A 23366-nucleotide genomic window follows, 5' to 3' on the forward strand; every position below is an offset into this window, starting at 1 on the left:
GACGACTGTCACCGGGTGTGGTGGGTCAGGCGACCCGGGTACTGCTGCTCGCCACCGAGGCGCGAAGCCCGCTGACGATCTGGATGACGACAGGTGTCGTCTGGCCGAGCACGTCATCCCATTCCGTGACCGCACTGTCGATGACGGTGCGGATCCGGACGGGCGAGGCGCCCTTCCGGGCATGGGCTGTGATCCGGAGCACGTTCTGCTTCCGGACTTCGAACGCGACGACATCGACCGCGGCGATCTCGGGCTGCCGGGTGAGGGCATCCTCGAGAACCTGCGCTGCGACCTTCACGTCGACAAGCAGGTCACCACCGATGGGGGTGTTCGCCGTGGAGTTCTGCCGCAGGGTGAGGAGGTTCTGGGTGCGACCCCGGCCCTGCCGGAACACGAACCACAACAACACCACAATGAGCACGAGGGCAGTAGCCGCGGTGACCCAGAGGATCCACGGGTTCGCAGAGAACGTGCCCTGGACGTTGTTGTTCGCGGTCTGCGCACCCTCGCTGATCGGCTGCTGAAGGTCAGGAAGCAGAGCCCCGACAGCGAGCACGGCGCCGGCGGCGAGGACCACGAGGCCGATGATGAAGAGGAAGAACCGGTTGAGGAAACGGTTGGTGGAGTTCATCAGGCGACCTTCCCCTTCTTCGACACATGCACGTTTGAACGAAGTGCCGGCCGGTAGTCATAGGAGCTGACATCCTGGGCGACGGCGTCCTGGATCGCCTGCCGGTCGACAGCCCGCCCGGAGGTGGGTGTCACATCGACTCGCACCGTGCGGGCCCCGACGCTCACGGACACGTTGTCGGGGTTCACATCGCCGGCGTAGCTGACGGTCCGGGCGATGGACTGCGCGATGACCCGGTCATCGACCACCGCCGCGGTACGTTCCGTGATGCTGCCCCGGCGACCCCGACGCCCGGGAGCCACCGAGATCACAATGATGATCAGGCCGATGATCGCGGCCACCGCGCCGATCGCTGCAAGCAGCGGTACCGGTGCTGCCGCCGCAGACAGCGTCGATGACACAAGGGCTTCAGGGGTGACGAGTAATGGGGGCTGCCCGATCGCGGAGAGGACCGCTTCCACACCGAGATACGCCAAGCCGATCATCAGGATGGCGGCGATGGTGATCGCGGCCCCGGAGCGGGGGGAATGCGACTCGCGGCGCACGATCCGCCGGTAGAGAGCAGGGGTGCTCATTTCACTCTCTTCCTTTCGTTCAGTCGCACACCCGTAATGTGCAGGTCGATCTCCGTGATCGACGTACCGGTCAGGGTCAGGCTCTGCTCCCGGATCGTGGACTGGGCTCTCGTGAGGCGCTCGACGATCGTGCCGGCCCGGCGGGCGCCGGTACCGAGGGGCGCGACGTGGATCGGCGCACTCGCCGTCATAGTGAGGTCGCCCCCATGGTCGGAGAGGCTGACGGAGACGTCTTTCTCGTCGACGCCGAGCTGCTCCGCGGTGACGGCCGACACAACGCGCCGCACGGCCCGAGGAGCGATCACGTTCCGGCCGCCCAGCGATTCTCCGGCCTGCACGTTCCGGGACTGCACGTTCCGGGCCTGCGTGCGGTCGGCCGTCACCGCCGTGCTCACGACGACCGCCGCCCGCGCAGAGCGTCGGTGACGCCCCGGACATCGAGCTTGCCCTCGAGCACCCGGCCCACCGCGTAACCCACCGCGACGAACAGGGCCACGAGGATCATCGCCCAGAAACCGAACGCCACAGCCGTCACCGCGAGCACCGCGCCGACGAGCATCCCGCGAGTCGTCGGGGTCACTGGACGCGGCTTTCAGCAACGTCGTCATCGTTGTCGTCCGACGGGATGAAGACGTCGGAGATGGTCACGTTGACCTCGGTGACCTCCATGCCCACAACCGTCGAGATGGCGTCGGTGACGCTGGCGCGAACCTCATCAGCGAGCTTCTGCAGCTCGACGGGGTACTCCGCGACGAGGATGATGTCGGCAGCGACCTGCGTCTCGCCGACCTCGACCTTGACGCCCTGGCCACGGTCCTGCTGGTTGATCGCGTTACGGATCGCACCGATCGCGCGCGCCGCACCATTGCCGAGGTCGTGCACCCCGGCGACCTCGCGGGCCGCGATGCCGGCGACCTTTTCCACGACGCCATCGGCGATCGTGTTCTTACCCGTCGACGACGAGCTGTGCGCCGGGGTCTTGGGGGCAGAAGTGGGGGTGATGTTCGTCATGGTGCTACTCCAGGGTTCTTCAGGTGCACCGGCCGGGCGGCCGGATTTTCGGGTGCCGCATCAACCCCGGCAAGGGTTGTGATCGGCTACACAATTGAGACGATCCCCACAGGGGAAACGTCACAAATCAATTTCACGAGCTGTGAGAACGTGCGTTCTCCGCCTGGCGCCGTCGAGAAGGAGAGCGTTCCCGTGGACCGCCTGCTGGCGATCTACGACTACCTCGCAGAATGGTTCGACACCGACTCGTTCCGGGGCTGTGGATTCATCAACTCCTTCGGGGAACTCGGTGCCGTCTCGCCCCAGGTCGCCGAGACCGCTCGCGTCCACAAGCAGCAGTTCCAGGACTACGTCGGGCACCTCGTCGACGAGGTCGGCGGCACCCCTGACCTCGCCGCGCAACTCGCCATCCTCGCAGAAGGCGCCCAGACCACGGCCGCCATCAGTGGCCAGAACTCAGCAGCCGGGCAGGCCAGGCGCGCGGCCAAAACGCTCATCGCCGTGAACACCGCACCAGGAGCGGACGCCGCCGCGCTCTGAAGCCGGGATACGAGCCGCTCGCGGGGGCCGGTGTTCAGAGGCTGCTGGCCCGGTCGGTGATGGCGCGGGCAGCGGCGACGAGGGTGCGACGATGGGCGCTCATCCGGATGTCGGTCGCGGGGTCCCGGCCATCCGACTCTTTGAGTCCTGTCGGTGTGAAGAACCACGCCTGGGCCATTCCGTAGAGCAGCACGAGCAGGTCGACCGCCGCGTCGGGAGTACCGATCGTTCCCGCCATTGCGGCGACTTTCTGCTCGTACAACGGTGAGTGGTCGGGTCCGGATTCGGGTCGTTCGAGTTCGCGCCAGAGACTGATCCGCACGCCGGCAGGATGCGCCCGGTGATAGTCGAAGAGACGCCCCACCCACCCCGGCAGATCATCGACATCCACGGGCACAGCCTCGGCCAACGCCGTCAGCTCGTGATGCAGAACCGCGCTGAACAGGTCTTCCTTGCTGCCGAAGTGCGCGTAGATGAGGCGCACGTTGGATGCCGCGCCCGCTGCGATGCGGTCGATGCGGGCGCCGGCCAGTCCCCGTGCGGCGAACTCGTCCGCCGCCGCTGCCAGAATCCGATCCCGTGTCGCCTCTGCGTCTCGTGCCATCCGCCCATCGTAGTGAAACGTTCACTTACTTGCGTTAGAGTGCAAGTAAGCAACTACTTACTTGAGGAGCACAATGGATGATCGCGCCGAGCGAGCACTGGCGATAACCCCTGCGTCCCCAGCCACATCACGCACCATCGACATCACCACGATCGGCGCCCGAACGGGAGCTGCACGACGGATCGAGATCTGGTTCTACCGAGTGGACGGAGAGATCTACCTCACCACCCAGCCCGCGACGCGGAGCTGGTACGCGAACCTGCTGGCGAACCCCGAGTTCACCTTCCATCTCAAGCACGGCATCCGTGCCGATCTCGCCGCGACGGCGGCACCCGTGCTCGACGTCGCCGAGCGGGAGAGGATCTTCACCGCCATCGTCGACGATCTCAACCAGCCCCTCCACCGAAGCTACCTGTCTCAGCCCGTCGAGCCGGTGAACCGCTGGGTCTCGGGCAGCCCCCTCATGCACATCACCTTCCGCTGAACCGAATCTCGAGAGAAGACACGACCATGCAGACACGCACCCTCGGCACCCAGGGCCTCAAAACGTCAGCGATCGGCTACGGCGCCATGGGCATCTCCATGGCCTACGGAGACGGAGACACCTCCGGCAAGGCTGCGATCACCGCGGCATTCGACAGCGGAGTCACTCTCTTCGACACCGCGGAGCTGTACGGCTGGGGAGAGAACGAAAAGGCGCTCGGCCAAGCGGTGGCACCCTTCCGCGACGAGGTGCTCATTGCGACGAAGTTCGGATTCACCCGGGACTACGGCTTCGACAGTCGGCCTGAACACATCCGCGAGGTCGTTCACAACAGCCTGCGCTTTCTGGGAACCGACCACATCGACGTGCTCTATCAGCACCGCTTCGACCCCACTGTTCCCATCGAAGACGTCGCCGGAGCCGTGAAAGCCCTCATCGACGCCGGAGACGTGACGTATTTCGGCCTCAGTGAAGCAGGGGAAGAGACCATCCGCCGGGCCCACGCCGTGCATCCGGTCTCGGTGCTGCAGACCGAGTACTCCCTGTTCGAACGGGACATCGAACAGCTCTTTCCGCTGCTCACCGAGCTGGGAATCGGCCTGGTGCCCTACTCCCCGCTGGGCCGTGGTTTCCTCACCGGAACCGCGAGACCGGCCGGGCAGTACGACGCCGACGACATGCGCAACACCGACCCGCGGTGGCAGCCCGGCAACTTCGAGAAGAACCTCGCGGCAACCGAGCACCTGCAGGCCCTCGCCGCGACGATCGACGCGACCGTCGGGCAACTCGCGCTCGCCTGGCTGCTCGCGCAGGGCGAGCACATCGTTCCGATCCCCGGCAGCCGCGACCCCCTCCGCGTGGCCGAGAACGCGGCCGCCGCCGCCCTCACTCTCACGGACTCACAGCTCGAACGGATCGCAGACATCCTGCCGACCGGCGGATACGGTGCCCGCTACACCCCGGAGAACATGCCCACCTGGCAGTGACCGACCGGTTACGGGTTCACACTCTCCAGCCGGGACGCGGCGAGCTGCGAAGCGGCTGCCCGCGCCCCGCGCACCGCGATGGCGACACTCATCAGGGTCGGGTTCATCGCCGTGGCCGTCGGAATGAGCGCGTTCCCACCGACGACCAGGTTGTCGAAGCCCCAGACGCGCGACCACGGGTCGGCGACGGAGGCGCCGTCGTCGGCGAGCCCCATACGCATGGTGCCCATGTAGTGCAGGCTCGACCCGGCCGGCAGCAGGCGCGGTTCGGCGACGAAGTGCCCGAGGGCCCCGCCTGCACGACGCAGCAGAGCCGTGCCCTGCGCGATCTCCGCATCCTCCGACGGGGTCAGCGCGTGCTGCACGGTCATGTTCGGGAAGCCGCGGTAGTCGAGTTCGCCGTCGTCGAAGGTGACGCCGTCTTCATAGCGGGGCTGCTTGCGCATGCCGTAGCCCATGTTCACGTACCCCCACCGGTTGTCGGCGTACGGAGCATCCGGAGCCATCGGGAAGGGCGTGGTCTCCGAGTACATGACCTGCAGCGAGAAGGGGTGGTCGGGCTCCGAGAACGGGATCCGGTTGACCGCAGCGACCGGGTCGACGGGGTTGGTCGCGCGGCGGGCGAGCTCCTCGTCGAGCTGTTCCTCGGTGGCGAGGCGGGCCATCCGTTCGGCGTCGAGAGCGACGGTCGAGATGACGACGGGATGCTCGGTGAGGTAGTGGCCGAGAGCCCGGGGGCGGATTCCGGATGCCCAGAGGAGCTGGGGCGAACGGAAGGCATCCGCGGCGACGACCACCAGGTCGGCCTCGAAGGTGGAGGTCTGCCCGGTTCGGAGATCTTCGACGGTGACACCGGTGACCCGCGTCCCGTCATGCTCGATGCGGCGCACGAGCGAGAGGTCGCGAAGGGTGAAACGCTGGGCGAGTGGCGACTCCGGGTCGATCAGTTCGCCGAGCACGACGTCAGAACCCGCCCAGCGCATCGAGCCGTCGGGCTGGGGGTCACCCGCGACGGGGAGGGTACTGGGGCCGTATCCGTCGGGCAGTTCTGCGGCGAACTCCCCTTCGAGCAGGGTGCGGATCGCCCCTCCCACGGCAGAATCGGCGAAGGCTGCACTCTGTACATGCAGGAGTTTCTCGGCGACCCCGATCAGTTCGTTCCACTCAGGCTCGCCGATGAACGGGATCTTCTCGCTGAAGGCCGGCCGCGGAGTCGCGCAGGTCCAGTGCGCCGCCATGCCGCCGACGTTGGTGGAGGCGGCTCCGGCCGGGAACGTCTCCGCGTGTGCCGAGCCGGCACCGCCGAAGTCGAGCAGGTGGGTGCCTTCGCGGGCGGTGAACATGCCCTCGACCACCGGCGCCAGCGAGAGGCCGAGCTCCTCCCGGAGGCTGCCGGCCTGCGGGCCCTGCGACAGGTCCCGGGCTCGCTTCTTCTCGTCGGGGTCGGCGATGTTCCGCACGCTCTCCCCCGGCGTCGACGTCAGCTGCGGGCCGGCTTCGAACATGGTCACGCGCGCATCGGGCAGGCTCTCGAGGAGCAGCCGGGCGTAGGCGGCACCGATCGGGCCGCTGCCGACGACGGCGATGGTGGGCTGGTGCGTCATGAGTGCTCCTTCGTTTTCGGACATGTGGTTCAGACAGCGAGTGGTTCCGGTTCGGCGACGCGCTCGGCCGAGAGCCGGCCCGCGGGCAGGAGCACGCTGGCGACGATACCGACCCCGTAGGTGATGGCGAGCGCGAGGAACACCGGCGAGAAGACATCGTGGTAGATCGCGGCGACCTCGGCCTGCACGGCACCGCCGGAACCCTGCACGAGCTGCGGCGTCAACGTCGAGGCATCGAGCCCGGCGGGCAGCAGGGCGGCCACGCCGAAACCGACGACCCCGCCGATGACCGCCGTCGCGACGGTGGATCCGACCTGGCGCACCAGATTGACGGTCGAGGTGATGGTGCCCGTCTCGCGGTCGGAGACCGCGCTCTGCACCACCGCGACGATGAGGCTCATGAAGGCTCCCGTGCCCACCCCGACGACAGCCATGACGACCATCGGCACCCAGAGCGGCAGTCCGGCCGGCAGCACCGACATCACGAAGAGGCCGCCGGCGCCCAGAGCTGTTCCGATCAGGGGGAAGGGCCGGTAGTGGCCCGTGCGGCTGGCGAGCCAGCCGGTGAGCAGGTTGCTGACGAGCATCCCGAAGACCGTCGCGATCGGCACGAGCCCCGACGCTGTCGCGCTCAGTCCGTACGTCATCTGGAAGTAGGTCGGCAGGTAGGAGGTGATCGAGAACAGCCCGACGCCGATGATCGCGGAGATGGCCACGCCGGCCGCCACGGTGCGGTTCGCGAAGACGCGGAGCGGCACCAGCGGGTCGGCGACGCGGAACTCCACGACGAAGAAGACGATGAAGGCCAGGGCCGAGACCGCGAACGCCAGAACCGACGGAGAGCCGAGGGCGGGGTCGCCGATCCAGGTCACGGCGAGAACGAGGGCGGTCAGGGCGACCGTCAGGGACGCCGCGCCGGCGAAGTCGAACCGGGCTTTCACCCCGGGAGCGACGTGCGGCACCGCGAAGAGCGCGAGAGCGAAGGCGGCGAAGCCGATCGGGATGTTGATCCAGAAGATCCACGGCCAGCCCCAGGTGTCGGCGATGAGCCCGCCGAGAACCGGTCCGACGAGGATCGCGATGGGGAAGGCCGCCCCGATGATGGCCATCAGGCGCGGCCGCTCGCGGGGCGACGTGACGCGCGCGACGATCGTCTGCGACATCAGCTGCAACCCGGCGGAACTCATGCCCTGCACGACCCGGGCCACGATGAGCCAGGCCATGCTGGACGCGAGTCCGCAGGCGAACGACGCCGCCACGAAGACGACCAGCGATGCCAGGAACACTGCGCGCGGCCCGAAGAGGTCGCCGAGCTTGCCGATGATGGGGAGCGTGACGGTGCTCGCGAGGGTGTAGCCGACGATCACCCAGCCCAGGTGCTGCAGCGCACCGAGGTCGCCGGCGATCGTCGCGAGCGAGGTGGAGACGACCGTGTTGTCGAGGGCGCCGATGAAGGAGACGGTGAGCAGGGAGACGACGAGGAGACGAAGTCGGAGCGGGGAGAGTGCCATAGGTGTTCGCATCACCCGAGAGATCGGGCCGTCGACGAGACCTTCTGTGCCCCCGGAGCATCGTCACTCCGAGGAACGGGCGGGAAGCCCCTGCGTCCAGTCCAGCTTAGACCGGCTTATGTCGAATTGCAACTGAAGTCGGTCACAATGCGGCGCTTGCGGCAGAGTGACGGATGCTGTCGCTCATGTACTTCGAGCCGCCGGCCGAGGTGAACCCTCCGTCGACCGGGATCTCGGCGCCGGAGATGTACGACGCGGCATCCGAGCAGAGGAACACGGCCAGTTCGGCCACCTCCTGCGCCGCGCCGAGCCGTTCGAGCGGGGTCAGCGCGAGCTGCGCGTCCCGCATCGCCGAGGGGGCACCCCGGGTCATGTCGGTCTCGATGAAGCCGGGGTGCACGGCGTTGACCCGGATGCCCCGCGGCCCGTACTCGGCCGCCGCGACGTGAGTGAGACCGCGGAGGCCCCACTTCGACGCGGTGTAGGCGGCCGTGTAGTGGGCCGTGAGCGCCGCCGACGATCCGACGTTCAGGATCGACGAACCGGCACCCATCAGCGGAGCGAGCGCCTGGATGCCGAGCATCGGACCGGTCAGGTTCACGGCGAGCACCCGCTCCCAGTCGCTGAGGAGAGTCTCGCCGAGCCGCGCGCGGTGCGTGATGCCGGCGTTGTTGATGAGTGCGCGGAGGGTGTCGCCTTTCAGCTCGGCGGCGAGGAGCGCGGCAAGCTGCTGCCAGCCGTGCTCGCTGGTCACGTCGAGGTGCCGGTAGGTGACGTCGGTGCCCGCGAACACCTCGGGCGTCTCCGTCGGCAGGTCCACCGCGATCACCCGGGCACCGGATGTCGCGAGCAGCAGCGCCTCGGCCGCGCCCTGTCCCCCGCCGGCACCCGTCACCACGACCATCCGCCCCGCAAGGCCCGGGTACGTCATCGGTTCGCGCCGCGGGTGCGGGCGCGGCTGCGCACCCGGGCTGGCGGGATGATCGGGGCGGGCGACGCAGCCCCGACAATCGACACCAGCTCGCCCACGCCCTCGACCGTCATGCGAACCACGTCACCCTCGCGAAGCGGCGCGGGTGTCAGATCGCCGCGGCGCCCCCAGAGCTCTGAGAGACATCCACCGTTGCCGGTCGTGCCCGAACCGAGCACGTCGCCTGCGACCACCCGCGAGTTGCGGCTGGCGTAGGCCACGAGGTCGCCGAACGGCCAGCCCATGTTCGACACGAGGTCTTCGCCGACCAGCTCGTCGTTGACGCGAACCTCGGCGCGAACCGCGAGGAAGCCGTCGGCGTCGAGATACGGCTCGAGTTCGTCGGCCGTGACGATCCACGGGCCGAGGCTCGTGCCGAAGTCCTTGCCCTTCGCAGGACCCAGGCGCACCTTCATCTCCCGCGACTGCAGGTCGCGCGCCGACCAGTCGTTCATCACCGTGTAGCCGAAGATGGCGCCCCCGGCCTCGGCGGGCGTGAGGTTCGTGCCGCCGTCACCGCCGATCACCGCCGCGACCTCGAGCTCGAAGTCGAGCCGCTCCGTGACGGGAGGACACACGGGTTCGTCAGGACCGAGCACGGTGTGCGGGTTCGTGAAGTAGAAGGTGGGTGCTTCATACCACTCGGGAACGACCTCGCTCTTGCCGTCGACGGAGGCGCTCACCCCTTCGACGTGCTCCTCGAACGCCACGAAGTCGCGGATGCTCGACGGCACCAGCGGCGCGAGAAGCTGCACCTCGGCCAGGGATCGACCGGCCTCGGCGAGCGACCTGCCCGGAGCCGCCTCGCGCTCCACTTCCGCGTGGAGCTCGGCCGCGAGCGCCAGCCCGCCGTGAAGCACCGCGCCCACGGTCAGCCCGCGCGGGAACTCCACCACGCGCGATCCGATCACGAAGCCCTCGCCGGCGACATCCTCCCCCACGGCGCCCGGCTGCCCGGACACCGTCCAGCGGGCGATCCTCACGGCGTCACCCGCGCGCCGAGCAGCGCGTCGGCGTTGCCGCCCAGGATCTGCTGCACCGCGTCGTCGTCGAGCGCGGCCGACCGCACGAACGCCACCGGATCCTCCGGCCCCATGTCGAACGGGAAGTCGCTGCCGAGCAGCACCTGCGACGCACCGACGATCTCGACGAGATGCCGGAGCCCCCGCGGGTCGTGCACCACCGTGTCGAACCAGATGCGCGACAGGTAGCTCGACGGCTCGTGCGAGCAGCCGTGCGCCTCGGGACGAACCCGCCAGGCGTGGTCGGAGCGGCCGATCGCGGTCGGCAGGTACCCGCCGCCGTGGGCCGCCACGATCCGGAGTCCCGGGTGCCTGTCGAGCACCCCCGAGAAGATCAGGTGCGAGAGGGCCACCGCGTTCTCGGTCGGCTGTCCGACGGTGTTCGAGAGGTAGAACCGGTCGAGCCGTTCGTCGAGGCTGCAGCCGAACGGGTGCAGGAAGACGATCGCCCCGAGCTCCTCGGCCCGCGCCCAGAACGGCTCCAGCCGTTCATCCGACAGCTCGACGTCTCCCGCGAACGACGAGATCTCGACACCCGCGAGCCCGCGGCCGAGCACGGCGTCGTCGAGGCACTCCACCAGGCGGGACGGATGCTGCAGCGGCACGACCCCGAGCCCCGTGAGCCTGTCGGGGGCGCCGGCGACGTGTTCCGCGACGAGCCGGTTCGTCTCGAGCGCGATCCAGACCGCGAGGCCCTCCTCTGCCCAGGGGTAGAAGTGGCTGGGCGAGGCACTCACCCACTGCCGATCGACCTGCTGGGCATCCATCGCCGCGAGCCGCGCGCCGAGGTCGGTGAGGCGGCCGAAACGCTCGCGGATCATGGCCCCGGATGCTGCGAGACTCTCCGGCCCGTTCCGTCGGGCTTCGAGCTGCTGCGCGTCGGCGAACCCCTCGGGTGCGCGGCCCTGAACCGCCGCCTGGAGAGCGGGAAGCAGCACGTGGGCGTGCACGTCGGTGGTCACGTGCGCGCTCATGCCGGCTGCGCCATCTTCTGGGCGATGCCGAAGATCAGCCCGGGGGCGTCAGCGTCCCTGTTGTGTTCGAGCTGCCATTGGCCGAGCTGCACGGATGCCTCCACCACCGCCTGCGCACGCGGCAGCCGACGCTCGTGAAAGGTCTGCCACAGCGACTCGTCGAGCGCCGGGGACTCGACGAGGAGCTCGCTCAGCACGAATGCGTCTTCGAGCGCCTGCGCGGCACCCTGCGCGATCGTCGGCGGGCAGCTGTGCGCCGCGTCGCCGATGATGACGATGCGGCCGCGGTTCCATGGGGCAGGCACGATGTGCGAGGTGAACCAGGTGTAGTTGACCCGCGCATCGGTTCCCGCGAGGTCGCGGCGGATCGACTCCCACGGCCCCTGGTAGGCCAGCGACTGCTCGCTCATCAGTCGGGCCGCGTCTTCTGACGTGATTCCGGCGCGATCGTGCGACGCCTCGACGAGGAACGCGTACATCGAGTTCTCGCCGGTGGGCGTGTAGCCGGCGATGTAGGCGGGGCCGCCGTAGTACAGCTCGCTGTGCTCGACCTCGGCCGGGCGCGACACCTGGGCGCGCCAGATCCCCATGCCCGTTCGAACAGGCACCGTGTCGATGCCGATCAGGTCGCGAACGCCCGAGTGCACACCGTCTGCCCCGACAAGCAGGTCGTACGTGCCGACCGACTCCCCGTTCACCCACACCTCGACCGCGTCGTCGCCCACCTGTTCCGCACCGGTCACGGCCGATGCGAAGTGGATGCCCACCCCGACCTCCTCGGCCCGTTCGAGCAGCACACGGTTGAGGTCGGGCCGGTACATCCCCATAGCGGCCGGGTAGTCGGGGCCACCGGTCTGCACCTCGGGAAGGTCGGCGATCACGGGCGCCCCGGGGCCGGGAGCCCTGATGCTCAGACCCTCGAACGGGTAACCGAGCTCCCGGATGCGCGGCCAGACGCCGAGCGCATCGAACACCCGGAGCGCATTGCCCTGCAGCGTGATTCCCGAGCCGACGGTGCTGAGTTCGGGCTTCAGCTCGAAGACGTCGACCTCCACGCCGGCTTTCGCGAGCTGGATGGCGGTCGCGAGCGCGGCCGCCCCGCTTCCGGCGATGGCCACTTTCTGCACTGCTGTCATGTCAGAACCTCTCTGTCCTGTGGTCTTGCGTTCGGGTGATTCGGGTCGTTCGGGTCGTTCGGGTCGTTCGGGTCGAGCGGGTGCGTCAGAAGATGGCGACCGGGTTGATCGGCGAGCCGACAGCCCCCGTGATGGCGAGCGGCGAGGCCACGAGCAGGAACTCGTACCGGCCCCGCGCCAGGCACGACTCGGCGAGCGCGTCGAGATCCCACAGCTCCCCGATCGTGAGCCCGATGTTCGGGATCGCCACCTGGTGCAGCGGCTGGAACGCCGCCACGTCGAACTCGTTGGGCCGCACTTCGAAGCCCCACGTGTCGGTTGCGATCGCGGCGACCTCGGTACGGTGGATCCAGCCCGCCGTGGTGAGCGAGAGCCCGGGCGCGGGCCCGCCGGCGTAGTCGCCCCAGCCGTCGCGCTTCGCCCGCGCCAACTGGCCGGTGCGCACTACGACCATGTCCCCCCTGCCCACGGCGCTCGTGGCACCCTGGGCGGCGATGCAGGCGTCGAGGTCGGCAGCCGTGATCGCGTAGCCGTCGGGCAGCTCACCGGTCTCGGGGTACAGGTGCCGGCCGAGGTCGAGCAGTACCCCGCGCGAGACGCCCGCGGCCGCTGCATGCTCGATGCCCGTCACGAGGTCACCGTCGCTCGTCACGACGTCACCCGCCCGCCGGCCGTTCCAGGCGAAGCCGTGGTCGAAGATGTGGCCGAGGCCGTCCCACTGGGTCGAGCACTGCAGGGGCATCGCGACGATGTCGTCGGCTCCCCCGATGCCGTGCGGGAATCCCTGGTTGCCCCGTTCGGCATCCGTCCCCGTGTCGAGCATGGTGTGCACCGGGTTGGTGCGGCGACGCCAGCCCTTCTGCGGTCCGTTCATGTCGAACGGCTGCGTCAGCGAGACGACGGTGCCATCGGTGACGAGGGCCGCCGCCTGCCGGCGCTTGGCGGCGTCGACGAAGTTGAGAGTGCCGAGAACGTCGTCTTCGCCCCAGCGACCCCAGTTGCGGTAGGCCTCGGCCCGCGCGTTGATCTCCGCCTCGGGGTCGCTCCGGTCGAGGCCCTCCGGATGCTCGGCAGGGGCCGTCACGATGCACCCTGTTCGGCGACGCAGGCCACGGTCTGCGTCCCGAGGCCGGTGATCGAGCCCGTCATCACGTCGCCGTTCTGCAGGAACCGTTTCCAGTGCTGGCCGTTGCCCGCCGGGCTCCCGGTCAGCAGCAGGTCGCCCGGCAGGAGCGGCATCGTCTCGGATGCTCCCGAGATGAGGGCCGCGATGCCGAAGAGCAGGTCGCTGGTCGAACCGTTCTGCTTGGTCTCGCCGTTGAGTTTCAGCTCGACGGTCGCCGAGTCGACGTCGACGAACGGTGCCGGCACGAGGAACGGACCGGTCGGCAGAAACCCCGGCGCGTTCTTCGAGCGGTACCAGTCGGTGCCGATCTCCTTCATGTCCTTACGGAACACCAGATCGCGCGTCGTGATGTCGTTGACGATCGTGTAGCCGGCCACGTGGCCGAGAGCATCCTCCCGGCTCACCCGGAAGGCGGGCGCGCCGATCACGATGGCGAGCTCCAGCTCCCAGTCGTGCACCGCGCTGTAGGCCGGCAGCGCGAGATCGACGTCGTCGCCGACGACGCAGGCGGGCAGGCCGATGAAGAAGTAGGGGTCGCCGTGGGCGGCCCGCTTGTCCATCATGTCGGCCGCGAAGGCGCGGGCCTCGTCGGGGGTGCGCGAACCGTCCTGCGTGAGGCCCGCCGCGACCAGTTGGATGACGTGCTCGCGGTAGTTGGCTCCGGCCTGCAGCACCTGGCGGGGCTCGACGGGGGCGGTGAGCACGACGTCGGCCAGCGACATCCACCCGCCTGCGGCGTCTGCGGCGTCTGCCGCCAGACGTTCGAGCCGCGCCCAGTCGGCGGCCGCGAGGAAGGCGTTCAGGTCGGGTGCGCCGAGATCGTCGGCACCGAGCGGCCGGATCCGGTCACCCGCCACCAGGCCGAGGCGAACCTCGTCGCCGTCGCGGTAGCGCGCCAGGGCGTAGGGGGCGGTGAGCCCGTCGGTGTGCGCCACGGTCAACCCCGACCCTGCTCGGCGTACGGGTTCAGCAGAGCGTGCTTGATCTCGTCGGGAACACCCTCCTCCGTGGCGCTCGGGCCGTCGGCGGGCGGGAACGACTCGGTCATCGACATCGGCATCGCGCCGTTGCGGTAGAAGTTGTTCGAACCGAGCGACGGCTTCCAGGTGTTGGGCTCCCAGTCGGGCACGTAGTTGCGGTAACCGCCGGTGTTCAGCTCGATGCGGAGGCCCGAGGGCTCGCGGTAGTAGAGGAAGACCTGCTCGCCGATGCCGTGGATCGAGGGGCCGTACTCGATCGGGTAGCCCTGCTCCATCAGCACGTCGGCCGCGATCAGCACCTCTTCGCGGGTGTCCGACCAGAAGGCGTAGTGGTTGACCCGGCCGGCGCGGCTCGACCCGTCGAGCACGACACCGAGGTCGTGGCTCTTCTCGTTGGTCGTGAGCACGGAGAACACCGAGATCGGGGCCTCGTCGAGCACCGTGCGGGCCATGATGCGAAAGCCGAGCACGTCGTTGTACCACTTCGCGAAACCGTCGACGTCGCTCGCAGCGACCGTCACGTGGTCGAGCTGGCGGGGGGCGCCGGCGACGGTGCTGCGGCGGGAAGGACGGTCGGGGTAGATCGAGGCGGCCCCGGTGGTGTCGTGGTGCCGGGTGACGTCCCAGTGCAGGGTCATGCTGTGGCCGTAGGGGCCGGTGAAGCGGTAGGCGCGACCGATCTGCGGAACCTCGACCCATTCGCCCTCCACACCGGCGGCCTCGATGCGCTTGGCCGCCTCGTCGAGGGCCTCCGCGCTCGAGGTGCGCCACGCCATCGTCTCGAGCGACGCTTCGTCACCCGGCACGACGACGACGCTGTAGGCGTAGTAGTCACCCCAGCAGCGCAGGTACACGGCGCCGTCGATGCGGTCGACGACGGTCAGTCCGACCTTGTTGACGTAGAAATCGACGGATGCCTCGACATCGGGCGTCGTGATCGCCACGTAGGAGAGGTGGGAGAGGAGCTTGATCATCTTTGATCCTTTCGGAGGGCGAAGCGCCCAGGGGCAGCCAGTGCATCCAGTCTCGAAGGCGAAGAGGTATCAGGGAACCACATATCGCCAATGCCTCAAATCACCACGGCTGATACCGCCTGGCGGTAAGGGGGCGACACCGCGTCGAGGAGGGCGGCCGCGAGCGCGCTGTCGTGCATCCACTCGCGGAGGTCGGCCACCGGCTCCCCCGACACGGCGGCCCCGAGGGCTCGGCGGAGCGCCAGCCGGGTGGATGACTCGTACCGCGGTGCTGCGCGGAAGGTTCCGGCCGCCGTGGCGGTGTCGACGTCTGCCACCCCGGCGACCGGGTCGATGGTCACGTCGCTCCGGGTCTCGCCGAGAAGACCGACCCGCAGCAGTCCGGCCGCGCCCGGCGCCTGAAGCCTCGTGGAGAGCACCGTCACGGGCAGCATCCCCGGGCCGTCGAGGAGGGCGACGAGCCCGCCCGCCTGCCGGCCGACAGACCGGACGACGAGCTCACCGCCCGCGAACACCCGGGCCCAGCCGATGCCGTCACCGAGGAGCCCGGCCGTCTCCGCTTCGCCGCCCGCGCACTCCACCACAATGGCTCGCGGCGGAACGCCCGCCCTCGCCCGGACCGCCGCATCGCAGAGGTCGGGCCGCAGGTACCGCCGTTCGAGCACGACGGGAAACGGCAACGACAGCAGCGCGGCCAGGGCCGGGCCCGGCACCGCGACCGGGTTGTCGACCACCGCCGAAGCGGCCCCGGCCCGTGCGGCCGCTTCGAGGAGTCCTGGCCAGCCCGCTCCCCCGGCGAGAGCCGTCACAGCTCCACGGGCCCCCGCCACGAGCCCCGCACTTCGCCCGAGCCCGCCGAGCGCCTGCCGGTACGGGGCATGGCTGCTGTGCACCCCGGTCGTCATCGGTCTCCCCCTCGGCTGATCCAGTCGGCCGCAGCATCCGCCAGCGCGATGCCGTAGAGGGCATCCGCCCGGAGCTCGTCGTACTCGACGGGCTCCGATCCGGCCAGGAGGTCGGCCAGGGCGCGCCACTCCGACAGGTAGCCGTCCTCCGGCGAGCGGGAGTATGTGGTGCGCCGGCCGTCGACCCCGCGCACGCGCACCGTCGCGCTTCCCGAGTGCACGAACGCCGGCGGGAACTCGACCTCGATCCGGTCGTGGGCCGTCGCGATCGTCATCCGCCACAGCGCATCCGCGCCCTCCGGGTGCATCACGGCGGCGAGCTGCACCAGCACGCCGCTCGCCCGGTACGCGAGGAGGTACCCGACCGGAGCGGCCGCGCGCGCGAAGACCATGCCCTCGAACCGGGGCGCAAGATCCCGGAGGGCGGGCAGATCGTGCACCGCCAGGCCCGAGACCAGCTGACGCACCATGCCGGCGACCACGTCGGGGTTGCCGAGGTCGGGACGGGCTCGGCGCGGCATCCGGATGTCGCCGAGCTCAGCCACGGCGTCGTGGTAACGGGTGTTCGGGGGCAGGGAGACAACGACGGAGACCGTCTGCACCGGTGATCGCGCCGCCAGGAGGTGGTGCTTGGCCCGCCCCCAGGAGAAGTCGTAGAGGTGGTTGGTGCCGACCACCAGCACGGTGCCGCTCGCTCGGCACGCCCCGATCACGGCCTCGACCTCGCCGGCATCCTGGGCGAGTGGTTTCTCGCAGAAGACCACCCGTTTGCCCGCCGTGACCGCCGCGAGGATCTGGCGCGCGTGCTGCTCGGGCGGGCTGCAGACCAGCACGATGTCGACCTCGGGGTCCGCCAGGAGAGCGGCCTCACCCGACGACCACCGTGCGCCGAGGGGCGCCGCGAGCGCCTCGGCCCGGCCGCTTCCGGCGTCGGTCACGTGCACGACGCTGTACAGGTCGTCGAGCAGGGCCAGGGTGGGCAGGTGCAGGGCTCCGACGCCGGCACCCGCACCGATCACTCCGACTCCGTGGGTCATGATGCGACTCGCTCTCTTCTGTCGCAATTATGCCTAAGTTCTGTTGCAGGAGTCCATAGCGGGTGGGTTGGCGACACTTGTGCACTGAGCTTGTGTGAGAATCGATCATGGCCCGCGAATCATCCCTGCGCTTCGGCGCACAGACTGACGAGATCACCAGTCTGCTCCGCATCATCAATCTGGTGCGCACAGAGGAAGCCGTCACCCGCCCCGAGATCGGCAGGCTCACCGGTCTCGGCCGCGGAGTCGTCACCCAGCGGGTCGACGCCGCCATCGAAGCCGGCTTTCTCGAAGACGGCGAATTCGGGCAGTCCTCCGGCGGCCGTGCGCCCCGAACACTGCGCTTCCGCTCCGACCAGGCCCACATCATCGTGTGCGCCCTCGGCGCCCTGCACATCCGGGTCGGCATCGCCAGCCTCGACGGAACGGTGACCTCGCAGACCCACCGCGAGTGGGACATCGCCACAGGTCCCGCGGCCACCCTCGACACCGCGCTCGGCATGATCGACGAGCTCCTCGCCGACGAGCCGGAGCGCCCGGTCTGGGCCGTGTCGGTCGGAGTGCCCGGCCCCGTGGACTTCGAGAGCGGATCGCCGGTCGCGCCGCCCATCATGCCGGGCTGGAACGGCTTCGACATCCGCCGCCGCTTCGAGCAGCGGTTCGACGCACCGGTCTGGGTCGACAACGACGTGAACCTCCTGACCCTCGCCGAACGGCAGCGTCGACGCGACGAACCGATCGACCTCATCTACTGCAAAGTGGGCAGCGGAATCGGCGCGGGACTGTTGTCGCGCGGGCGCCTGCACCGCGGGGCGAACGGCGCCGCCGGCGACATCGGGCACGTGCGGGTGCGCGATTCGGCCGAGCCGTGCCGGTGCGGAAAGGTGGGCTGCCTGGAGGCAGAGGCGGGCGGCTGGGCGTTGGTGCGCCGGGCCAACCGGGCCATCGAAGACGGCGCGACCGGGATGCTCGCCACCCAGTTCGCCGGCGGGCTGGCCATCACCCCCGAAGCCATCGCCGTGGCCGCGATGGACGGGGACGCCCTCGCCATCTCGCTGGTGCACCACTCGGCCGGGCTGGTCGGCGAATCGATCGCCGCCCTCGTCAACATGTTCAACCCCAACGTCATCGTGATCGGCGGCTCCGTCTCGGCGGCGGGCGAGATCTTCCTCGCCGAGGTGCGACGACGCGTGTACGAGCTGTCACTGCCGCTCGCGACCCGCGACCTCAGCCTGGTGCGGTCTGTTGGCGACGAGAAGGAACCGCTGCGCGGCGGCGCCCAGCTCGCGATCGAGCAGCTCTTCGATGCGACGTTCCCTCGTTGGTTCGCCGAGGGCCGGCCGACGATCGTCGGGGTACGCGCAGCAGCCTGACCTACTTCTTCCGGAATTAGACATAAGCGTGTATGTTTTCGTCTTATGACACTCTCCGCACTCCGGTCTGACGCCCTGGCGGCCACGCCGAACGGGTTCGAGCTGCGGCTGGGGCTGCCGTGGATCCGGTCGATGCCCCTCTCGAGCGTCGGGGAGCTGGCCCTGACTCTCGATGACACTCCGGTGGCCGTCGACATCACCGTCGGCGACCGCTGCGTCGCCCCCGACCACCTCGCAGACGAGCCGGGGTGGTGGTTCATCCAGGATCGCCTCGTACTCGCCGGCCACGAGCATCCTTTGCCCGGCGAACACGACGTCGAGGTGCGGTTCACTCTGATGGTGCCGTACCTGCAGGGTGGACCCGGGGCGCCGTTGGCCCTGCCGTTCCGGATCGCGGGGACGCTCACGCCCGACGCCGCGGCAGGCGTTCCCACGGTGTCGCGCGATGTCGCCTGAGCCGGAAGGCTGGACGTTCGCCGCCAGCACCTTCAACTGGACCCCCGACATCATCGCCGCCGAGCGCGAAGCGGCCGACATCGTCTGCTCGATCGTCGCTGACGGCGTGACCGAGACCGTCGAGCTCGAAGCGGGCTCCGTGTGGCGATCGTTCCCGTCGCCCGCCGACGCCGAGGTCGACGCGCTCCACGAGTCCCTCACCGCGGTGGGCGGCACGGTCAGCATGGTGGGCCTCAGCCTCGACGACTACACCGCCACCCTGAGGCCGCGGAGCCACGACGAACGGCTGGCCTTCCTCTCACCGCAGCTCCGGGCTGCGAACCGGGTCGGCGCACGCGGGGTGCGCCTGCCGATCGGCCAGGCCGGGCACCGGCTGCTGGATGACCTGCTGCCCCTGCTCGAACAGTACGACCTCACGCTCTACGAGGAGATCCAGGGCCAGCAGGCGCCCTCGTCGCCGCCTGTCACCGCCGCTCTCGAGACGATCGACTCGCTGGCGAGCGACCGCGTGCGGGTGCTGGTCGACGTCAGCCTGCTCATGCCCGCCCTCCCCGTCTCCTATCTGGAGCGACTGTCGGCCGCGGGCCTGCCCCCCGACCTCCTCAGCCGGCTCGACTCGGAGTGGCGCGACCCGGCGACCGGGGACGCGGTGACCGCGTTCCTGCGGTCTGGTGGGGTGCCGGCATCCATCCACACCCTCTACATGAACCTGCTGATCCGCTTCGGCCGATCCCCCGTCGACGACCTACGAGGCGTCCTGCCGCTCATCGGTGCGTTCCACCTCAAGTTCTGGGACCTCGACGACACCGACGCGCGGGTCTCGGCCCCGCTCGCCGACCTCGCCCGGCTGCTGCGCTCCTCGGGCCGACCCTTCGCGGGCACCCTGACGAGCGAGTGGGGCGGCCACGAATGGCTCGACGGCGTGGATGCGACCGCCGTCACGCGCGCCCACCTCGCACTCGCCCGCACCGCCCTCGCCTGAGCCCGGGCTGCGTCAAGAGCGCCGCGAGGAAGTCTTCATCAGCCTGTCGTACTGAGACGCACCATGGCGTCGTAGAGCTGCCCGTCCGTCATCGGCGGCTCGGGAAGCGGATGCGCCCGATCGGCGCGGTAGGCGTCGAGCATGAGGTGGAGCTGCCGCCGCCACGCGTTCGGCGCCGAGGTGAGCGTGGTGTCGAGCATCCGGCCGTTCGACCAGATGAGGTTGACGATGTCGGCCAGGGCGATGTCGGGGCGCACGTGGCCGGTCTTCTGGGCACGGGTCAGAACGTCCTCGATCTGCTGGCACATCTGGTCGTGGATGCGCTCAGTGTCGGCGCTGCCCGGGAAACGCCGGGAGAGGAAGTCGTTGAACCCGCGGTCCCCCGCCTGCAGGCGGAAGAGGTTCTCGAGGTAGTTCACGAACGCGTCCCACGGGTCTTCGATCTTCAGAGCTTCGAGGGAACCCTCGGCGAACTCTCCGAGCCGAGGTTGCAGGGCCGCCAGAAGCAGGTCGAGTCGGGTCGGGAAGTGGCGGTACAGGGTGCCGATGGCAACGTCGGCTTCACGGGCGATCTGCTCCAGCGAGGCATCCACCCCCCGGGCTGCGAACTCGCGCCGCGCAGCGGCGATGAGCCGGTCGTGACGCTCCTGGGCGTCACGGCGCCAGGGTGCCCGCGGCTGCGTCCGCTCACTCTCGCTCGTGCCCACCGAGCCAATTACCAAGGAGCACATCATGGGAAGCATCAGCATCATCGGCGCGGGGAACATGGCCAGCGCCATCGGCACCCTGGCTCTTCAGGGCGGCAACACCGTCGAGATCGTGAGCCGGGATGCGGCCAGGGGCGCCGCCCTGGCCCAGGCGCTCGGCAACGGTGCCACGGCGGGAACCTGGGGCGCTGCGCCGGCCGGAGACATCGTGATCCTCGCCGTGCTGTTCGAAAGCGCCGTCGAGATCGTCACCGAGTACGGGGAGGCGCTGGCCGGCAGGATCCTCGTCGACATCACGAACCCCTTCAACGCCACGGGCACCGGGCTGGCCATTTCCCACGACACCTCTGTCGCAGAGCTGGTCGCCCAGGCCGCGCCCGCGAGCGCGCAAATCGTCAAGGCGTTCAACACCCTCTTCCGCGACGTGCTCGCTGCCGGCGGCCGGGACGTGTTCCTGGCCGGCGACGACGAGGGGGCGAAAGCGACCGTGTCGACGTTCATCGCAAGCCTCGGACATCGACCACGGGATGTCGGCGACCTCAGCATGGCGCACTGGCTGGAGGGCGCGGGGCTGCTGGAGATGGGGCTCGCCAGGAACGGTCTGGGGTTCACGATCTCCCTCAGCGTCGATGTGAGTGGAGTGCAGTAGGGCGATAGCGAAATGGGGAGGGAGTGACTGCGCCGCGCACGACAGTTCGGCGCTGTCAAGGCGTCGGCCCGGTCGCACCGCCCCGCTCAGGGGTGCGTAAGGTCGAAGGATGACCCCTCCGTGGACCGCCGCCGACATCCCCGACCAGTCCGGAAAGACCTTCGTGATCACGGGGGCGAACAGCGGGCTGGGCAGAGCGGCGGCTGCGGCCGTCGCGGGCGCCGGTGGCCGCGTCATCCTGGCCTGTCGCAACACGGCGAAGGGTGACGCCGCCGCGAGAGAGATGACCGGCGACGTGATCGTTCGGCGCCTCGACGTCGCCGACCTCGCCTCGGTGCGCGAGTTCGCTGCCGAGACGGAGCAGGTCGACGTTCTCATCAACAATGCAGGAGTGATGGCGACCCCGGAGGGCCGCACCGCCGACGGTTTCGAGACGCAGTTCGGCACGAACTTCCTCGGCCACTTCGCCCTCACCGGCCTGCTGCTGCCGAAGATCACCGGGCGGGTGGTGTCGCTCTCGAGCCTCGCGCACCTGATGGGCCGGATCGATCTCGCCGACCCGAACTGGCTGCAGCGACGCTACAGCCGCTGGCCCGCCTATGGACAGTCCAAACTCGCCGACCTCATGTTCGCCTACGAGTTGCACCGCCGGCTGAAGGCGTCAGGCTCCGAGGTCCGCTCGCTTGCCGCCCACCCCGGCCTTGCCCGAACCGAGTTGCACACCCACACCGATTCCGTGCAGAGTGCGCTCATCGCCGCATTCACCGGCGTGGGCCAGAGCGCGGCGATGGGCGCGCTGCCCGTTCTGTACGCTGCAACCGCCCCGGATGCGGCGAGCGGTGCGTACTTCGGCCCGGGTGGGCCGGGCGAGGTTCGCGGGTTCCCGCGACCCGCTTTCTCCACCCCCGCCGCCCGCAATCTGCAGATGGCCGCCGACCTGTGGGCGATGGCCGAGGAGCTGACGGGTGTGAGCTTCCTCTCCCCTGCGCCGGTGGGCAGTGCGGCGGTACCCGTCGCGGGTGCGCCGAGTTCGCGCTCGCTGGCCGTCGGCGGAGCGGTGGGCGCGGGTGCTCTCCTTGCGACGGCAGCCCTCGTCGCAGCCCGACGCCGCCGCTGACGCGACCTACTTGGTGGAGAAGGCGGCGTCGAACGCGGCCGCCGACGGCTCGTACGTCGAGAGGCGGCGCACGAAGCCGAGCGCCTCGGGCGCGCCGACGAGGCGGTCCATGCCGGCATCCTCCCACTCGACGGAGAGCGGCCCGGCGTAGCCGATCGCATTCAGCATGCGGAAGGCGTCCTCCCACGGCACGTCGCCGTGCCCGGTCGAGATGAAGTCCCAGCCGCGCCGCGGATCCGCCCACGCCAGATGGGAGGAGAGGCGGCCGTTCCGTCCGTTGGCGAGGCGCTTCTTCGTGTCTTTGCAGTGCACGTGGTAGATCCGGTCCTTGAAGTCCCAGAGGAAGCCGACGGGGTCGATGTCCTGCCAGACCATGTGCGAGGGATCCCAGTTGAGACCGAATGCCTCGCGGTGGCCGATGGCCTCCAGAGCGCGCACGGTGGTCCAGTAGTCGTAGGCGATCTCCGAGGGGTGCACCTCGTGGGCGAACCGCACGCCGACCTCGTCGAAGACGTCGAGGATCGGGTTCCAGCGGTCGGCGAAGTCCTGGTAGCCGGCGTCGACCATCGCCTCGGTGACGGGCGGGAACATGGCGACGTATTTCCAGATCGACGAACCGGTGAAACCTGTCACGGTCTTCACGCCGAGCGCGGCCGCGAGGCGCGCCGTGTTCTTCAGCTCCTCGGCCGCACGCTGGCGCACCCCCTCCGGGTCGCCGTCGCCCCAGACGCGGTCGGAGAGGATGTCGCGGTGCCGCTGGTCGATCGGATCGTCGCAGACCGCCTGGCCCTTGAGGTGGTTCGAGATCGTGAACACCTGCAGGCCGTTCCGTTCGAGGATGTCGAGCCTGCCCTGCACGTAGGCCGCGTCATCCCAGCGCCAGGGGTCGAGGTGGTCGCCCCAGCAGGCGATCTCGAGGCCGTCGTAGCCCCACTCGCCAGCGAGCCGGGCCACCTCCTCGAAGGGCAGGTCGGCCCACTGGCCGGTGAACAGGGTGATCGGTCGAGCCATA

The 23366-nt window shown here is 69.4% G+C and carries 26 protein-coding genes and 1 pseudogene; 8 read left to right on the forward strand and 19 right to left on the reverse strand.

What is annotated here, in order from left to right; genetic code table 11:
* Positions 1-25: 25 nt before the first annotated feature.
* The 5 genes from FB464_RS12275 to FB464_RS12295 are packed head-to-tail and all read right to left on the reverse strand — an operon-like array spanning position 26 to position 2217.
* Positions 26-631, reverse strand: coding sequence for a hypothetical protein (locus FB464_RS12275; RefSeq protein ID WP_116413605.1), 606 nt, complete (start codon positions 629-631; stop codon positions 26-28).
* Positions 631-1206, reverse strand: a complete 576-nt coding sequence (locus FB464_RS12280) for a DUF6286 domain-containing protein (protein ID WP_116413604.1) — start codon at positions 1204-1206, stop codon at positions 631-633. Before FB464_RS12280 ends, FB464_RS12275 begins: the two co-directional genes overlap by 1 nt.
* On the reverse strand, positions 1203-1601 hold the full coding sequence (locus tag FB464_RS12285) for a hypothetical protein (protein ID WP_116413603.1): 399 nt from the start codon (positions 1599-1601) through the stop codon (positions 1203-1205). The genes FB464_RS12280 and FB464_RS12285 overlap by 4 nt, the downstream gene beginning before the upstream one ends.
* On the reverse strand, positions 1598-1786 hold the full coding sequence (locus FB464_RS12290; protein WP_116413602.1) for a DUF2273 domain-containing protein: 189 nt from the start codon (positions 1784-1786) through the stop codon (positions 1598-1600). The genes FB464_RS12285 and FB464_RS12290 overlap by 4 nt, the downstream gene beginning before the upstream one ends.
* Positions 1783-2217, reverse strand: coding sequence for an Asp23/Gls24 family envelope stress response protein (locus tag FB464_RS12295; protein ID WP_116413601.1), 435 nt, complete (start codon positions 2215-2217; stop codon positions 1783-1785). Before FB464_RS12295 ends, FB464_RS12290 begins: the two co-directional genes overlap by 4 nt.
* Positions 2218-2388: 171 nt before the next feature.
* Between FB464_RS12295 and FB464_RS12300 the strand changes: the two are divergent.
* Positions 2389-2757, forward strand: a pseudogene (locus FB464_RS12300) (TetR/AcrR family transcriptional regulator); the annotation flags it as partial.
* A gap of 34 nt (positions 2758-2791) precedes the next feature.
* Here FB464_RS12300 and FB464_RS12305 read toward each other — a convergent pair.
* Positions 2792-3361 carry a TetR/AcrR family transcriptional regulator gene (locus FB464_RS12305; RefSeq protein ID WP_116413600.1) on the reverse strand — a complete coding sequence of 190 codons (570 nt, stop codon included), beginning with the start codon at positions 3359-3361 and terminating at the stop codon, positions 2792-2794.
* Between the two features lie 73 nt (positions 3362-3434).
* On the opposite strand from FB464_RS12305, the gene FB464_RS12310 reads away from it, so the two are divergent.
* Entirely contained in the window at positions 3435-3845 is a 411-nt protein-coding gene (locus FB464_RS12310) for a nitroreductase/quinone reductase family protein (protein ID WP_116413599.1), read from the forward strand.
* A gap of 26 nt (positions 3846-3871) precedes the next feature.
* On the forward strand, positions 3872-4831 hold the full coding sequence (locus tag FB464_RS12315; RefSeq protein ID WP_116413598.1) for an aldo/keto reductase: 960 nt from the start codon (positions 3872-3874) through the stop codon (positions 4829-4831).
* Positions 4832-4839: 8 nt separating this feature from the next.
* On the opposite strand, the gene FB464_RS12320 is transcribed toward FB464_RS12315, so the two are convergent.
* The 11 genes from FB464_RS12320 to FB464_RS12370 all read right to left on the reverse strand — a co-directional run bounded on the left by FB464_RS12320 (position 4840) and on the right by FB464_RS12370 (position 17070).
* Positions 4840-6435 carry a GMC oxidoreductase gene (locus FB464_RS12320; protein ID WP_116413597.1) on the reverse strand — a complete coding sequence of 532 codons (1596 nt, stop codon included), beginning with the start codon at positions 6433-6435 and terminating at the stop codon, positions 4840-4842.
* A 29-nt stretch (positions 6436-6464) separates the two neighbouring features.
* Positions 6465-7946: an MFS transporter gene (locus FB464_RS12325; protein ID WP_116413596.1), complete on the reverse strand. Its 1482-nt coding sequence runs from the start codon at positions 7944-7946 to the stop codon at positions 6465-6467.
* A 142-nt stretch (positions 7947-8088) separates the two neighbouring features.
* Entirely contained in the window at positions 8089-8877 is a 789-nt protein-coding gene (locus FB464_RS12330; RefSeq protein WP_116413595.1) for an SDR family NAD(P)-dependent oxidoreductase, read from the reverse strand.
* Positions 8874-9899 carry a fumarylacetoacetate hydrolase family protein gene (locus FB464_RS12335; protein ID WP_246093043.1) on the reverse strand — a complete coding sequence of 342 codons (1026 nt, stop codon included), beginning with the start codon at positions 9897-9899 and terminating at the stop codon, positions 8874-8876. The genes FB464_RS12330 and FB464_RS12335 overlap by 4 nt, the downstream gene beginning before the upstream one ends.
* On the reverse strand, positions 9896-10912 hold the full coding sequence (locus FB464_RS12340; RefSeq protein ID WP_116413594.1) for an amidohydrolase family protein: 1017 nt from the start codon (positions 10910-10912) through the stop codon (positions 9896-9898). Before FB464_RS12340 ends, FB464_RS12335 begins: the two co-directional genes overlap by 4 nt.
* Positions 10909-12048: an FAD-dependent monooxygenase gene (locus tag FB464_RS12345; protein WP_116413593.1), complete on the reverse strand. Its 1140-nt coding sequence runs from the start codon at positions 12046-12048 to the stop codon at positions 10909-10911. Before FB464_RS12345 ends, FB464_RS12340 begins: the two co-directional genes overlap by 4 nt.
* Before the next feature lie 85 nt (positions 12049-12133).
* Positions 12134-13132, reverse strand: coding sequence for a cyclase family protein (locus tag FB464_RS12350; protein ID WP_116413592.1), 999 nt, complete (start codon positions 13130-13132; stop codon positions 12134-12136).
* A complete protein-coding gene (locus FB464_RS12355; RefSeq protein ID WP_116413591.1) occupies positions 13129-14115 on the reverse strand; it encodes a fumarylacetoacetate hydrolase family protein in 987 nt (328 codons plus the stop codon). The genes FB464_RS12350 and FB464_RS12355 overlap by 4 nt, the downstream gene beginning before the upstream one ends.
* Positions 14112-15128 (reverse strand): VOC family protein, encoded by a 1017-nt coding sequence (locus FB464_RS12360; RefSeq protein WP_116413590.1) that lies wholly within the window; start codon positions 15126-15128, stop codon positions 14112-14114. The genes FB464_RS12355 and FB464_RS12360 overlap by 4 nt, the downstream gene beginning before the upstream one ends.
* A 95-nt stretch (positions 15129-15223) precedes the next feature.
* Positions 15224-16033 (reverse strand): hypothetical protein, encoded by an 810-nt coding sequence (locus FB464_RS12365; protein ID WP_116413589.1) that lies wholly within the window; start codon positions 16031-16033, stop codon positions 15224-15226.
* Positions 16030-17070 (reverse strand): Gfo/Idh/MocA family protein, encoded by a 1041-nt coding sequence (locus FB464_RS12370; protein WP_116413588.1) that lies wholly within the window; start codon positions 17068-17070, stop codon positions 16030-16032. The genes FB464_RS12365 and FB464_RS12370 overlap by 4 nt, the downstream gene beginning before the upstream one ends.
* Before the next feature lie 107 nt (positions 17071-17177).
* Between FB464_RS12370 and FB464_RS12375 the strand changes: the two genes are divergently transcribed.
* Genes FB464_RS12375 through FB464_RS12385 form a run of 3 tightly spaced genes read left to right on the forward strand, consistent with a single transcriptional unit; the run spans position 17178 to position 19881 of the window.
* A complete protein-coding gene (locus FB464_RS12375; protein ID WP_116413587.1) occupies positions 17178-18443 on the forward strand; it encodes an ROK family protein in 1266 nt (421 codons plus the stop codon).
* Positions 18444-18488: 45 nt separating this feature from the next.
* On the forward strand, positions 18489-18899 hold the full coding sequence (locus FB464_RS12380; RefSeq protein WP_116413586.1) for a hypothetical protein: 411 nt from the start codon (positions 18489-18491) through the stop codon (positions 18897-18899).
* A complete protein-coding gene (locus FB464_RS12385; RefSeq protein ID WP_116413585.1) occupies positions 18889-19881 on the forward strand; it encodes a restriction endonuclease subunit R in 993 nt (330 codons plus the stop codon). The genes FB464_RS12380 and FB464_RS12385 overlap by 11 nt, the downstream gene beginning before the upstream one ends.
* 38 nt (positions 19882-19919) lie before the next feature.
* On the opposite strand, the gene FB464_RS12390 is transcribed toward FB464_RS12385, so the two are convergent.
* Positions 19920-20588, reverse strand: a complete 669-nt coding sequence (locus FB464_RS12390) for a TetR/AcrR family transcriptional regulator (protein ID WP_246093044.1) — start codon at positions 20586-20588, stop codon at positions 19920-19922.
* A 25-nt stretch (positions 20589-20613) separates the two neighbouring features.
* On the opposite strand from FB464_RS12390, the gene FB464_RS12395 reads away from it, so the two are divergent.
* Positions 20614-21237 carry an NADPH-dependent F420 reductase gene (locus tag FB464_RS12395; protein WP_116413583.1) on the forward strand — a complete coding sequence of 208 codons (624 nt, stop codon included), beginning with the start codon at positions 20614-20616 and terminating at the stop codon, positions 21235-21237.
* A gap of 109 nt (positions 21238-21346) precedes the next feature.
* Positions 21347-22354: an oxidoreductase gene (locus FB464_RS12400; RefSeq protein WP_116413582.1), complete on the forward strand. Its 1008-nt coding sequence runs from the start codon at positions 21347-21349 to the stop codon at positions 22352-22354.
* Between the two features lie 6 nt (positions 22355-22360).
* Here the strand turns inward: FB464_RS12400 and FB464_RS12405 are convergent, their stop codons facing one another.
* The gene (locus tag FB464_RS12405) at positions 22361-23365 is read right to left on the reverse strand and encodes a sugar phosphate isomerase/epimerase family protein (RefSeq protein WP_116413581.1); all 1005 of its coding nucleotides are present in this window, start codon (positions 23363-23365) and stop codon (positions 22361-22363) included.
* Position 23366 lies beyond the last annotated feature (1 nt).

It is taken from the genome of Subtercola boreus, assembly GCF_006716115.1.
Taxonomy (GTDB): domain Bacteria; phylum Actinomycetota; class Actinomycetes; order Actinomycetales; family Microbacteriaceae; genus Subtercola; species Subtercola boreus.

What these genes read in the sequence shown, in the direction of transcription:
- FB464_RS12275 (WP_116413605.1), bottom strand. Translation starts at nt 631, where the DNA reads ATGAACTCCACCAACCGTTTCCTCAACCGGTTCTTCCTCTTCATCATC.
- FB464_RS12280 (WP_116413604.1), bottom strand. Translation starts at nt 1,206, where the DNA reads ATGAGCACCCCTGCTCTCTACCGGCGGATCGTGCGCCGCGAGTCGCAT.
- FB464_RS12295 (WP_116413601.1), bottom strand. Translation starts at nt 2,217, where the DNA reads ATGACGAACATCACCCCCACTTCTGCCCCCAAGACCCCGGCGCACAGC.
- FB464_RS12305 (WP_116413600.1), bottom strand. Translation starts at nt 3,361, where the DNA reads ATGGCACGAGACGCAGAGGCGACACGGGATCGGATTCTGGCAGCGGCG.
- FB464_RS12310 (WP_116413599.1), top strand. Translation starts at nt 3,435, where the DNA reads ATGGATGATCGCGCCGAGCGAGCACTGGCGATAACCCCTGCGTCCCCA.
- FB464_RS12315 (WP_116413598.1), top strand. Translation starts at nt 3,872, where the DNA reads ATGCAGACACGCACCCTCGGCACCCAGGGCCTCAAAACGTCAGCGATC.
- FB464_RS12320 (WP_116413597.1), bottom strand. Translation starts at nt 6,435, where the DNA reads ATGACGCACCAGCCCACCATCGCCGTCGTCGGCAGCGGCCCGATCGGT.
- FB464_RS12325 (WP_116413596.1), bottom strand. Translation starts at nt 7,946, where the DNA reads ATGGCACTCTCCCCGCTCCGACTTCGTCTCCTCGTCGTCTCCCTGCTC.
- FB464_RS12330 (WP_116413595.1), bottom strand. Translation starts at nt 8,877, where the DNA reads ATGACGTACCCGGGCCTTGCGGGGCGGATGGTCGTGGTGACGGGTGCC.
- FB464_RS12340 (WP_116413594.1), bottom strand. Translation starts at nt 10,912, where the DNA reads ATGAGCGCGCACGTGACCACCGACGTGCACGCCCACGTGCTGCTTCCC.
- FB464_RS12345 (WP_116413593.1), bottom strand. Translation starts at nt 12,048, where the DNA reads ATGACAGCAGTGCAGAAAGTGGCCATCGCCGGAAGCGGGGCGGCCGCG.
- FB464_RS12360 (WP_116413590.1), bottom strand. Translation starts at nt 15,128, where the DNA reads ATGATCAAGCTCCTCTCCCACCTCTCCTACGTGGCGATCACGACGCCC.
- FB464_RS12365 (WP_116413589.1), bottom strand. Translation starts at nt 16,033, where the DNA reads ATGACGACCGGGGTGCACAGCAGCCATGCCCCGTACCGGCAGGCGCTC.
- FB464_RS12370 (WP_116413588.1), bottom strand. Translation starts at nt 17,070, where the DNA reads ATGACCCACGGAGTCGGAGTGATCGGTGCGGGTGCCGGCGTCGGAGCC.
- FB464_RS12375 (WP_116413587.1), top strand. Translation starts at nt 17,178, where the DNA reads ATGGCCCGCGAATCATCCCTGCGCTTCGGCGCACAGACTGACGAGATC.
- FB464_RS12380 (WP_116413586.1), top strand. Translation starts at nt 18,489, where the DNA reads ATGACACTCTCCGCACTCCGGTCTGACGCCCTGGCGGCCACGCCGAAC.
- FB464_RS12385 (WP_116413585.1), top strand. Translation starts at nt 18,889, where the DNA reads ATGTCGCCTGAGCCGGAAGGCTGGACGTTCGCCGCCAGCACCTTCAAC.
- FB464_RS12395 (WP_116413583.1), top strand. Translation starts at nt 20,614, where the DNA reads ATGGGAAGCATCAGCATCATCGGCGCGGGGAACATGGCCAGCGCCATC.
- FB464_RS12400 (WP_116413582.1), top strand. Translation starts at nt 21,347, where the DNA reads ATGACCCCTCCGTGGACCGCCGCCGACATCCCCGACCAGTCCGGAAAG.
- FB464_RS12405 (WP_116413581.1), bottom strand. Translation starts at nt 23,365, where the DNA reads ATGGCTCGACCGATCACCCTGTTCACCGGCCAGTGGGCCGACCTGCCC.